This is a genomic window from Delftia sp. WSY_10 (genome assembly GCF_043104705.1).
In the GTDB taxonomy this organism is placed as follows: domain Bacteria; phylum Pseudomonadota; class Gammaproteobacteria; order Burkholderiales; family Burkholderiaceae_C; genus Comamonas; species Comamonas tsuruhatensis.
The window spans coordinates 1-11,751 of record NZ_JBICKY010000012.1; the positions used below are offsets into that span (position 1 = coordinate 1).

Sequence of the window (11,751 nt, forward strand, 5' to 3'; positions counted from 1 at the left end):
CCCAGCCTGTGCGCCAGCGAGCAGCCGGGCAACGGCATCGTGCGCATCGAAGGCCCGGATACAAAGGGCACCAAGGAAACCAAGCCCGGCCAGGAACGGCACTACACCTGGCAATGGATGGACGGGCGCGAGCTGCGCTTCAACCACCGGGGGCGCCTGACCCGCATCAGCCTGCCCTCGGGCGAACAGGTCCGCCTGGACTACAACGCCAAGGGCAACCGCCTGCTCAAGGTCACCGACCCGCAGGGCCGCAGCCTGCGCCTGCACTACGCCCAAGCTTCGGGCGAGGGCAGCTTCACCGGCGTGCAGGCCATCGACACCCCGCTGGGCCGCATCGACTACCGCCACGGCAGCGCACCGTTGCCCGGCAGCACCCAGCCCCAGGCCAAGCTGAACGCCAGCCTCGTGCAGGTCAGCCTCCCATCGGCCGATGGCCAAGCCCCGGTCCAGCGCCACTACCACTATGAGAACCCGCGCCACCCCACCTTGCTCACCGGCATCAGCGTCCAGGGCCAGGGCAGCGACGGCAAGCCCATGGACGAGCGCATCGCCAGCTACGCCTACGGCGACACCGGCCGCGCCATCTTGAGCGTGCGCGGCCCGCCGGACAGCCACCAGGAAAAAGTCACCCTGGACCTCAGCCAGCCCTGGAAGAACACCCTCACCAACAGCCTCGGGCAAACAACCACCTACCACTACGACACCATCGGCGGGCAATGGCGATTGCTTGAAGTGCGCGGCCCGGGCTGCGCCAGCTGCGGCCCCGGCGACATGCGCTACCGGTACGACGCGCAAGGGCGCCTGACCGAAGCCACGCGGCTCGATCCCGCAGGCCGCCCGCTGGAAGGCACGCGCACCGAGCTGGACCCCTTCGGCCGCCCGCTGGCCGTATACCGCATCGCCTACACACAAGGCCAAGCCCGGGCCCCGCAACTGCAGGTGCGCTACGGCTACGGCAAGGACCCCTGGAAGCAATACGCGCCCGAACTCATCGCCCGGCCCAGCGTCGTGCCCGGGCGCGAACACCAGATCCGCATCCGCTACAACAGCAGCCGCCAGCCGCTGCAGATCACCGAGACGGGCTTCAGCCCATTGGATGCCCAGGGCCAGCCCGCAGGCAATGCGGACGGCGCCACGCCCATCGAACGCAGCACGCGCTACCGCTACACCGAGATCAACGGCCGCAGCGTGCTGGTGGACATCGACGGGCCGCTGCCCACCTCGCTGGCAGGCTATGACGACGGAAGCCCGGCGCAGAACGACCTCACGCGGCTGCGCTGGGACCGCAGCGGCAGCCACGTCACGCGCGTGCTGCAGCCCGATGGCACCGCCGTTGCGCTGGAGCATGACCAGGCCGGGCGCATCATCCAGATGCACAGCCGGGATCCCTCGGCCAAGGAGGATGAAACGGGCTGGCGCACCGAACTGCGCCACGACGCCCAGGCCCGACTGGTGGCCATGCGCAGCCTGGCCCCCGACGCCAGCGTGCTGCAAGAGCAAAGCTGGCGCTATGACGCGCTGGGCCACCTCACGGAAACCGGCACCGGCGGCTGGCCCGGCAACGGGGACAAGACGAGCAATGCCGCCTATGCGGCCCAGAGCCGCCAGCACCATGACGCCCTGGGCCGCCTGCTGTGGAGCGCCGATGTCCGAGGCAGCTTCACACAGCACCGCTACGACACGGAAAGCCGCCTGCTGCAGTCCGGTCGCTACGGTGGCCGCGCCGATGACGGCAGCCGCCTCATGGCCCAGGTGCAGACCTACCAGCCCGGCGCGCCAGAGCAGCCGCCATCCGCCGCAGACGAGGCCGGCACTGAACCTGCACCGCAGGCACGCCAGTTCTACGACGACTTCGGCCGCAGCGTCGCCACCCTCAGCCCCGACAGCGGCCTGAGCATTCGCGGCTACGACGCCACCGACCGGTTGGTCTCGGGCCGCGACGCCCTGGGCCAGCAGGCGCGCTACGAATACGACCTGCGCGGCCGCATCCTGCGCCAGACCATCACGCAACTGCCGCAAGATGGCGCGCGGCCAAGCACCACCACCACCCGCTGGCGCTACCAGGGCCCCAGGCTGGTGGCGCTGGAGCATCCCGAGCAAAGCGAGGCCTACGAATACAACGACAGGGGCCTGCGCGTGCGCAAGCGCATCACCCGCCATGAAGAAAGCGGTGCAAACGGTGAAAGCGGGGAGAGCAGCCAGCACCACACCCTCCACTACGAATACGACAGCCACGGCAGACTCTCCGCCGCCAGCCTTCCCGACGGCAGCTGGCTGCACTACCTGCGCGACGGCCATGGCCAGATCACCGGCCTGCAGCGGCAGCGCGTGCGCACTCCCTGGCTGCGCTGGCTCAGCCCGGCGCAAACCATTGCCACCGGATTCGAGCGCGACCTGGTGGGACTGCGCAGCTGGCAGGCAGGCAACGGCATCGAGGCCCGCTATCAGCGCAGCCGCGAAGGTCTGCTTGCGCGCATCGTCTACCGCCAGACCGGCAAGAACAACACACGCACTGCCTCTGGCACATCCCATGACTGGATGCTGGGCGCCCGGCCCGCGGACATTGCAGAGCAACTGCTAGGCCTGACCCCGGCCCATGCGGCCGAGCCCATGCAAGCCAAGGCACAGGCCACTGCAGCAACTGCCGCGCAAACGACAGCCGAACCGGCGCCCGACCAGCCCGGAGCCCTGGGCCAGCCCACCGAGCCCCAAGCCCTGCTGGACATGCGCTACCTGTGGGACAGCCAAGGCAACCTGCTGCTGCGCCAGGACCACTACAGCCAAGCCCCGCAGACTTTGCACCAGGACAGCCATGCCTACGACATGCACGACCGCCTGATCGTCCAGGTCCAGCGCACTGGCCAGGAACTGCGCTCCAGCCGCTACCACTATGACGAGGCCGGCAGGCGCACCCTGGACCAGCAGAACGTGGCCTCCGGCGATCTGCAGGCGGGCACGCGGGCCATCGCCTACCTGCCAGGCAGCCACCGCTGGAGTGCCGAGCGTGCAGCGGACCAGAAAGACACAACCACCCAGCGCACCCAGTACAACGCCAACGGCCAGCCCCTGCAGGCAGGCCCGCGCAGCTACCGCTGGGACGCATTGGGACGGCTGGAACAGGTCAGCGAACAGGGCGCCCCGCTGGCCCGCTACCGCTACAACCACCGGGGCGAGCGCATTGCCAAACACACCGGCAAGGCCCAAGGAGGCAGCCGGGCGTACCTCTACGAATCCGGCCAACTCAGCGCCGAACTCGATGCCCAGGGCCGCATCACGCGCCAGTACATCCACCTGGGCCAGTGGCCCCTGGCCGTCATCGACACGCCCCAAGGCCGCAAGCCTGCGGATGGCGCCGGCACGCTGGGGCGCATCGTGCAGGACCTGGGCACCATCGCGGGCCGCTGGGTGGGCGGCGGCGAACGCCTGGCCTGGCTGCACACCAACCACCTGGGCGCCGTGGAAGCGGCCACCGACACGCAGGGCCAGTTGATCTGGCGCGCCCGCTACACGGCGTTTGGCCGGCAGCAGGTGATGTCCCAACCTTCAGCCCCGGGCTTTGAAATGCCGCTGCGCCTGCCGGGCCAGTACCACGATGCCGAAACCGGGCTGCACTACAACCTGCACCGCTACTACGACCCGGACCGGGGCCAATACCTCACACCCGATCCGTTGGGCATGCCGGATGGACCCAATCCCTACAGCTATGTGCGGGGCAATCCGCTGCGGTATGTGGATCCGGAGGGGTTAATTCTGTTTGCGTTTGATGGAACAGGTAATTCCAATCCACCACCCGGAAATGACACGTTATCCAATGTCTACAAGTTTTTTCTAGCGTATGACGAGACAGCGAATGGACCGCGCCTGCATATCAATGGTGTGGGCCGTGATGACTTGGAAAAAGGTATCCGCACACGAATGGGAGACTATTCCAGGGGTGTCACAGCCCGCGAACGTGTGGACTACATGCTGGGACAGCTGGATAAGTACATGGAGTCTCATCAGTTTGCGGACGGAAAGAGAGTAAGTATAGATATTGTAGGTTTCAGCCGTGGTGCCGCCATGGCCAGGGACTTTGCAAACCGGGTGATCACTCGCACCAAGGAGCGTCGATGGAAGGAAAAATCCGACTGTGTGGAAATGCGTTTCCTGGGGCTGTGGGATACCGTAGCACAGTTTGGTGCCCTTGGAGCCAGCAATGACGAATGGCAACTCGCTATTCCTGCTGAAATTCAACATGTATTCCAGGCCGTGGCGCTGAATGAGCATCGCTCAATATTCCCTGGTGAAGCTATTGATCGAGGCATCCAGTTAGGCTTTATTGGAAGCCATTCCGATATTGGCGGCAGCTTTGGGACGGGCGACTTGTCCAATGTGGCGCTGAACTGGATTACAGAGAAGGCAAAGGAGAGTGGTTTAGCAATGAGAAGCTGGGAGGAGGCTGGTGACAAAAAATGGGGCACAGTAACCGAGCCCGTTCTTCACGACAAAAGCACTACACCTCCCGGCGGAATTCCAGAAGACAGCCTTTTTTGTTTAAAAAAGAACAATGAAAAGAAAGGTGATTGTATCTATCGACGTGTTGCAGAGATAGAAGGACTGACGCACGCCGAGAGCCAAAAATTCATCAAATATAGAGACAGGCCGGGATTTGATAGGGATGGTGTATCAGCTATTACTGGAGATATAGATATAAGGGAATATGCAAAATGGCTACAAGAAAATTATGGACTAACCGTCGCACTGCGATAGTTTATTTTTCCTCATCATTTTTATTACCATTAGCCAGTTGCGCAAATAGAAAGCAAGGCATTGGCTTGTCATTGTCTTTTTACAACAAAGGAATAAGCTCATTATTAGCAAAGCGTTTTGATTTTGACGGACGACGAGGACCATTTCCTGGTCCACTTGGCCCAGGAGGAGGAGGATCACATATGAGTTTTATGCCAGGAGATACACAAGGAGGAATACCAAGATCTGTAGAAATAGAGTGGTTTATTTATAGCAATGAATTTCTCGATTGGTCAAAAAACACTCCGCAAGAAATAAAGTACTCGAGCAAAAGCGATGAAATTTATGAGAAACTCTGGGCCACCAACCCCCATTACGTACAGCGTGTGGACCTGACTCCCATACTGACTCCAGAGCTTATTTCAAAAATCCGAGCAGACCGCCAAAATACCCAATTGAAGATGATTGTCATATTTCGAGATGACAAAGTGGAAGTCACCGCTGAACCTTATAAGTGGCGCTAGACAGAAGCAATTACTCAGGACATTAAATAAGGGGTATATGCAGGAAAATAAGCTCCAGCCCATCCATGACGATATGGATGCAAACCCCGTAGGCCTGTGTTCTTTCATGTTGTACTTTATGCCTATGCATGAACAATCCAGAACACATTCCACAACATGTCGTACGCCAGACAATCATTCATCAAACCATTCGGAATATTTCATGAAAATATTCCAATTATTGATCATATATTTTGCGACCAGCATCACTCAAGCGTACGCAAAGTTAAATTTATCCACTACAAATACAAAGCCAGCCCATCCTCCGTATGTACAATTAATCTCACGAAATGGCACCTCGCATCTAGTCAAGTCAATATTAAAAACACACTCATCTGAAAACACCCCATCTCTATATACCCAGGAAATGAGATGTGGCTCAGAAAAATCCACCGAGATAATAAATTCACCGATCAGCCTCTATATTCTCCCGTCATTTGCACAAACCACCCAATACCGTCCATTACTAGTTCACATGGGCCGCAAAGGCGATTCGACAATTCTGCAATTGAAGAAAGACTTGTCAATGGTATCGCGCACCAGACCATTGAGCGAAATGACACTTGTCCGCAGCATCGCCGCAAGTGCCAAGGGCTATTTCATAGGAGGAATAACAGAAAAAGATATGCCATTCCTACAACATCTCAGCCATGACCTACAGAAAAGCAAGCCACTAAAAATACAAGGCAATCGCCAAGGGGAGATAACGGCGCTGTTCGAAAGCCAGGGGCGCATCATCGGAATCATCAACTATTACGTAGAAAAAATCTCTCAGCAATCTATCGGATCGGCACTGAGAGTCTATGGTGCCACAGGAAATCTGTTGATTGAAATCCCTTTGAATTCAACTGCAACCACAGGCATTGCACTCAAAGATGGAGGCCTGGCCATCAGCTACTGGATCGGCGAGCAGCTCTATGTAGAAAAACGTTCGGAGAATTTTGGATTTCTATGGAGAACCAAGCTTCATCAACGCCAGAACATCGCTTCCATTTTTGGGAAGATGGTAGAGGTGGGCAAAGACATTGCCTGGGTTGGCGTAAATGATAGGAAGCTCCTATTCACCGCATCAGTCAGCAAGACCAATCAGTCCATACAAGCATAGATACAGAATCAGGTGTAGTGGCATCCGGCAATGATTTCAACTACGTGCATGCTTATGGCAACGAGCTGCATATCGTCAGCGCGGACTCTCGCCTCAAAACCGACTCAGGCGCGAACAGCACCGAATTCTGTTTTATCGAAAGCCGGGATTTCTGAACTGTCCCGGCATTTCAAGGCAGTCACAGCCCATGGCCTGACTGTGGCCTGCCCCAAGCAGACCCCCTCCAACCGGCCCTTCCCCTCACCGCAACGTAAACACCTCCAGCGACCGCTCCAGCGACTGGGCGCTGGCGCGCAGCGAGCCCGCCGCGCCGGCCGATTGTTCGACCAGGGCGGCGTTTTGCTGGGTGACGGAGTCGAGCTGGGCCACGGCGTCGTTGACCTGGGCGATGCCTACGGATTGTTCGCGCGTGGCGATGCTGATCTGGTGGACCAGGTCGCTGACGCGGCCCACGGCGTCGACCATGCCGTCGATGGTGCGGCCTGCGGCGTCCATGCGGGCGTTGCCATCGTTGATGCCGTCCACGGTGCGGTTGATGAGGCCGCTGATTTCCTTGGCGGCCGAGGCGCTGCGCTGGGCGAGGGCCCGCACTTCGCCGGCCACGACGGCAAAGCCGCGGCCCTGCTCGCCTGCGCGTGCCGCTTCGACGGCGGCATTCAGGGCCAGCAGGTTGGTCTGGAAGGCAATGCTTTCGATCACGCCGATGATCTCGCCCATGCGGCGCGAGGAGCCGCGGATGTGCTCCATGGCAGCGCCCACTTCCTGGATGGCGGCGCCGCTCTTGCCGGCGACCTGGCGGCTCTGGTCGCTTTCATGGGCCATGAGCTGGGCCGTGTCGGCGGTCTGCGCCACGGTGCCCGATATCTCTTCCATCGAGGCTGCCGTCTGCTGCAGGCTGGTGGCCTGGGATTCTGTGCGCTGCGCGAGGTCGAAGCTGCCCTGGGCGATCTCGTGGGCCGTCGTGGCAAAGCCGCGCATTTCGGTGCGCACGTCGCCGACCACGGCGCGCAGGTTGATCTGGATCTGCTGCAGCCGCTGCATCAGGGCACCCATGGGGCCGCTGTAGTCGTGCTGCATGTCCGTGCCCAGCTGGCAGCTGGCAATGTCGGCGGCAAAGCCGCTGGCCTGCTCCAGGCCCGCCACGCAGCGCTGCTGGAAGCGCCACAGCACAAAGCTGCCGCCCGCCAGCAAGGCGGCCAGGCGCGTGCCCCAGGCTGCGGCGCCCTGCCAGCCCAGCAGGTCGGGCAGCATGGCCGCCAGGCCCACGCCGCCCAGCATCAGCGCCATGCGGGCTGTCAGGCCCAGGTCGCTGCGGCGGTCCCACAGGCCTGCCAGGCCCAGGCGGCGCAGTTCACCGCCGCGCAGTCGCAGGGTTTCCTGGCCGGCATCGGCTTCGGCGCGCATGCGGGCATAGAGGGCTTCGGCGGCTTCGATCTCAGCCGCCTGGGGCTTGGTGCGCACGGACAGGTAGCCGCGCGGCCGGCCGCCTTCCATGATGGGCGTGACGTTGGCGCGCACCCAATAGTGGTCGCCATTCTTGCGCCGGTTCTTGACCAGGGCAGTCCACGGGTAGCCGTGGGCGATGGTGCGCCACATGTCCTTGAAGGCGGCGGCCGGCATGTCCGGGTGGCGGATGAGGTTGTGCGGCTGGTCGATCAGTTCCTCGTAGGTATAGCCGCTGACCCGCACGAAGGCAGGGTTGCAATGGGTGATCTCGCCCTTGGTGTTGGTGACGGATACCAGCAGCTCATCGCCCGGAAAGTCGTAGTTGAGCTGGCTGACGGGCAAATTCACGCGCATGGGTACCACTCCTTTGGGATGTCTCTTGTTCTTGTGAAATGGCAAGGCGAAGCGCTCTGAAGCCACCGGAATCCATCAAACGGAAACACAAATTCACATTTCCAAATCATCTCACAGCACGGCAACCCCAGTCCCATGCTCGGAACTGGTGCATGGTTTTACAGCGTGTGCGCCAGATTTGTGGTGATGATTCAGAACAGTTGAGGTGTAAAGGGATCGCTGTCCGGCGCGGGCTGGGCCGGTCCCCTGAGCAGTTGCTCGCGCGCCAGCGGGTCGTGGGCGGTGGCGTTCCAGTCGGCCGTGCGAACGAGGTTGCCCACGCGCACGCCCAGCAGGCGCAGCCGCTTGGCCAGGGGCACGCGCTTGAGGCATTGGCCTGCGGCGCGGCGCAGGGTGGCGGCATCGGCCATGGGCAGCTCCAGCGTGTGGTCGCGCGTGGCGGTCTTGAAGTCGTCGTAGCGCAGCTTGATGCCCACGGTGCGGCCCATGTAGCCCTTGCGCTGCAGGTCCTGGGCCAGGCGTTCGCACAGGTCGGTGAAGATGGCGCTCAGTTCGGCCCGGTCGCGCACGGCATGCAGGTCGCGCTCGAAGGTGGTCTCGCGGCTCATGGAGACGGGCTCGCTGTGCGTGACCACGGGCCGGTCGTCACGGCCCCAGGAGGCACCATGCAGCCAGTTGCCGTAGGCGCGGCCAAACCATTGCACGAGCTGGGGCAGGCTTTGCGCGGCCAGCTCGCCGATGGTCCGTATGCCCAGCGCCTGCAGCTTGGCGTCGGCCTTGGGGCCTATGCCATTGATCTTGCGGCAGGCCAGCGGCCAGATGACGGTCTGCAGGTCCTCGGGCTGGACGATGGAGATGCCGTTGGGCTTGTTGAATTCGCTGGCCATCTTGGCCAGCAGCTTGTTGGGGGCCACGCCGATGGAGCAGGTCAGGCCCGTGGCGTCGGTGATGGTTTTCTGGATCAGCCGGGCCAGCACGCGCCCGCCTTCGCGCTGGCCGCCAGGCACGTCGGTGAAGTCGATGTAGACCTCGTCCACGCCGCGGTCCTCCATCAGCGGGGCGATGGAGACGATGATCTCCTTGAACATGCGCGAGAAGCGCCGCACCTCGGCAAAGTCCACGGGCAGCATGATGGCCTGGGGGCACAGGCGCGCGGCCTTCATCATGCCCATGGCCGACCCCACGCCGAACTGGCGCGCCGGGTAGGTGGCCGTGGTGATCACGCCCCGGCCGACGTAGTCCTTGAGGCGCGAGAACTCGTCCACCGGAATCTCGTGCAGCCGCCCGGCGTAGCGCGCATCCAGCGCCTCGTCATGCGCGCGGCGCCCGCCGCCGATGACCACGGGCAGTCCCTTGAGCTGCGGATAGCGCAGCAGCTCCACCGAGGCATAGAAGGCGTCCATGTCCAGGTGGGCGATGCGGCGCGCAGGCGCAGCATCGGCAGGGCTTGCGGGTGTCGTGGGTGTCGTTTCAGGCACGCCGCCATTATTGCGGCAACTGTGCATTCATACAGCCTGCAGGGCTTGTTCCCACAGGCCCTGGACCATTCATCCCTGCAGGCAGATGAGGACCAGTCCCAGCACCATCAGAGCCATGCCGATCTTCTCCTGGCGGCTCAGGCTTTCGCTGAGCACGCGGCGCGAGACGATGTAGCTGAACACCACCTCGACCATGCCCAGCGTGCGCACGGGCGCGGCGCCTTGCAGGGCGTAGGCGGTGAACCAGGCCAGCGAGGCGGCCGCGCCCATGCCGCCGGCCAGCAGCGACACGCGCCAGGCGCGGAAGATGGGGCGCAGGCCCTGCGCGTGGGTGCGCGCAATCCAAGCGCCCAGGCCCAGGGTCTGCATGAGCTGGGCAATCAGCACGCCCCAGGCGCCCGACAGCCAGGGAGATATCTCGCCCAGGCGCGCCAGTTCCACGGCGCCGCCCCGGTAGCCCACGGTGGCGATGGCAAAGCAGGCACCGCAGGCCAGGCCGTAGAGCGCCGAGCGGCTGGCCCAGGCCGACAGCGACAGCATCTGGCCGCGCGGCGGCAGCGACAGGATGAGCACGCCCAAGGTGGCCAGCGCCATGGCCAGCAGGGCCACGGCCGTGGGCAGCTCGTGCAGGAAGAGGCCTGCGAACAGGGCGACCTGCAGCACCTCGGTCTTGGACAGGGTGACGGCCACGGCGAAGTTGCGCTCCTTCATGGCCAGCAGCAAGGCCGCCGTGGCCGCTACCTGGAAGAAGGCGCCCAGCGCGATCCAGCCCAGGTAGGCCCAGGAGAACCGGGGCAGCGCCCAGGCCCCGTCCCCTCCCAGGTACAGCGCCAGCAGGTAGATGCCGGCAAACGGCAGGCCGTAGAGAAAGCGCACCAGGGTGGCCGGCAGGGTGCCGAGTTCGGAGGTCAGCGAGCGCTGGGCCGTATTGCGCACAGTCTGGGCGGCTGCGGCGAACAGCACCACGGGCACCCACAGCCAGGTCAGGTCTTGGAGGGAAGAAAGCATGTCGGCAAAAAAGGGAAGGCACCGCCGGCATGGCGCGGGCGACTGAGTGCCGGCCAGCATAGCCGCCGGTCGGGCACCAGGCGCACGCACTTGGAGAAGGCTGCCGCGCCCGGCAGCGAAACAGAGGCCGGCCAGCCAACGCTGCACGCGCGCCCTGCTCTGGCCAGGGCAAGCAGGCTGCGTTGTGCAGCAGCACGGCCGTCGCCAATGGCGAGCGGGCCTGCGCGGCGCGCTACAGGTCGCGCCGGATCAGCGCGCCCTTGAACAGCACCGGTCCCGTGGGCCCGGTCTGGCTGGGCACGCCGCCCTTGGGCTCCAGGCTGATGGCCAAGGCAGGCACGCCCTGGACTTCGGCGGCCGCTGCCGTCAGCTTCACGAGCTTGTCGCGTCCCAGCACGCCCAGCGATTGCGGGCCGCCCTGGGGCGGCAGGGCCCACAGCTGCAGCGATTTGTCTGCGGCCTCGTGGAAGTCGCCCACGCGCTGCAGCACCAGGCTGTTCTTGCCGGGGTCGAAGGTCACGAGCATGGAGGCATCGGCCTTGTCGTCGGCCAGCACGGCCACGTACTGGATCTGGGGCGTTGCCTGCAGCGCGACCTGGGCGGCCTGCAGCTGGTTGCGCAGCACGGCCAGCTGGCGCTCACCGCTTTGGCGCAGGTCCTGGTGCGACCACAGCCCCACGGCCACGGCCGCCACGGTGGCGCAGGCGCCCAGCAGGGCCGCGCCGCGCCACCAGGCCAGGGCACGGCCCACGCCGGATTTCGCGCGTTCGTCCAGGCCTTGCCCATCAACGGCGCGCCGCCGGTGCGGCTGGGCGGCGCGGGCTTTTTCGGCCTGCAGCAGGTTGTCGATGCGGACCCAGACCGCATCGTCGGGGCGCACGGGAGCCTGCATTTCGGACAGGGCCGACCAGCGGCCCTGCCACAGCAGGGCGGCGGCGCGCACCGGGGCCTGGTCACGGGCCAGTTGCTCGAAGCGGCGGCGTGCCGCACCGCGCAGCGTGCCCAGGGCGTATGCGGCGGCCAGCCGGTCCAGCAGTTCGGGGTGTCGGGAAATATTCATGGCAAATCC

7 protein-coding genes are annotated in these 11,751 nt (G+C 63.5%); 3 read left to right on the plus strand and 4 right to left on the minus strand.

The features are described from left to right. The 3 genes from ACF8ML_RS02180 to ACF8ML_RS02190 all read left to right on the plus strand — a co-directional run. Positions 1–4,749 (plus strand): RHS repeat-associated core domain-containing protein (locus ACF8ML_RS02180; protein WP_392406166.1); only part of this gene is annotated, 4,749 nt, incomplete at its 5' end. Continuing rightward, entirely contained in the window at positions 4,707–5,252 is a 546-nt protein-coding gene (locus tag ACF8ML_RS02185) for a hypothetical protein (RefSeq protein WP_392406168.1), read from the plus strand. The genes ACF8ML_RS02180 and ACF8ML_RS02185, both read left to right, overlap by 43 nt. Before the next feature lie 202 nt (positions 5,253–5,454). After that, the gene (locus ACF8ML_RS02190; protein WP_392406170.1) at positions 5,455–6,396 is read left to right on the plus strand and encodes a hypothetical protein; all 942 of its coding nucleotides are present in this window, start codon (positions 5,455–5,457) and stop codon (positions 6,394–6,396) included. A gap of 240 nt (positions 6,397–6,636) precedes the next feature. Here the strand turns inward: ACF8ML_RS02190 and ACF8ML_RS02195 are convergent, their stop codons facing one another. From ACF8ML_RS02195 to ACF8ML_RS02210, 4 genes are all read right to left on the minus strand, one after another. After that, positions 6,637–8,196 carry a methyl-accepting chemotaxis protein gene (locus ACF8ML_RS02195; RefSeq protein WP_160855491.1) on the minus strand — a complete coding sequence of 520 codons (1,560 nt, stop codon included), beginning with the start codon at positions 8,194–8,196 and terminating at the stop codon, positions 6,637–6,639. Between the two features lie 191 nt (positions 8,197–8,387). After that, positions 8,388–9,701: a DNA polymerase IV gene (locus ACF8ML_RS02200; RefSeq protein WP_016447830.1), complete on the minus strand. Its 1,314-nt coding sequence runs from the start codon at positions 9,699–9,701 to the stop codon at positions 8,388–8,390. A 42-nt stretch (positions 9,702–9,743) separates the two neighbouring features. Continuing rightward, the gene (locus tag ACF8ML_RS02205; protein WP_017404187.1) at positions 9,744–10,682 is read right to left on the minus strand and encodes a DMT family transporter; all 939 of its coding nucleotides are present in this window, start codon (positions 10,680–10,682) and stop codon (positions 9,744–9,746) included. Between the two features lie 232 nt (positions 10,683–10,914). After that, positions 10,915–11,742, minus strand: coding sequence for an anti-sigma factor domain-containing protein (locus tag ACF8ML_RS02210; protein ID WP_016451141.1), 828 nt, complete (start codon positions 11,740–11,742; stop codon positions 10,915–10,917). Positions 11,743–11,751: the final 9 nt, after the last annotated feature.

Excerpts from the sequence above, each read along its gene's own strand:
- ACF8ML_RS02205 (WP_017404187.1), bottom strand. The coding sequence starts at position 10,682 with ATGCTTTCTTCCCTCCAAGACCTGACCTGGCTGTGGGTGCCCGTGGTG.
- ACF8ML_RS02195 (WP_160855491.1), bottom strand. The coding sequence starts at position 8,196 with ATGCGCGTGAATTTGCCCGTCAGCCAGCTCAACTACGACTTTCCGGGC.
- ACF8ML_RS02210 (WP_016451141.1), bottom strand. The coding sequence starts at position 11,742 with ATGAATATTTCCCGACACCCCGAACTGCTGGACCGGCTGGCCGCCGCA.
- ACF8ML_RS02190 (WP_392406170.1), top strand. The coding sequence starts at position 5,455 with ATGAAAATATTCCAATTATTGATCATATATTTTGCGACCAGCATCACT.
- ACF8ML_RS02200 (WP_016447830.1), bottom strand. The coding sequence starts at position 9,701 with ATGCACAGTTGCCGCAATAATGGCGGCGTGCCTGAAACGACACCCACG.
- ACF8ML_RS02185 (WP_392406168.1), top strand. The coding sequence starts at position 4,707 with ATGGCTACAAGAAAATTATGGACTAACCGTCGCACTGCGATAGTTTAT.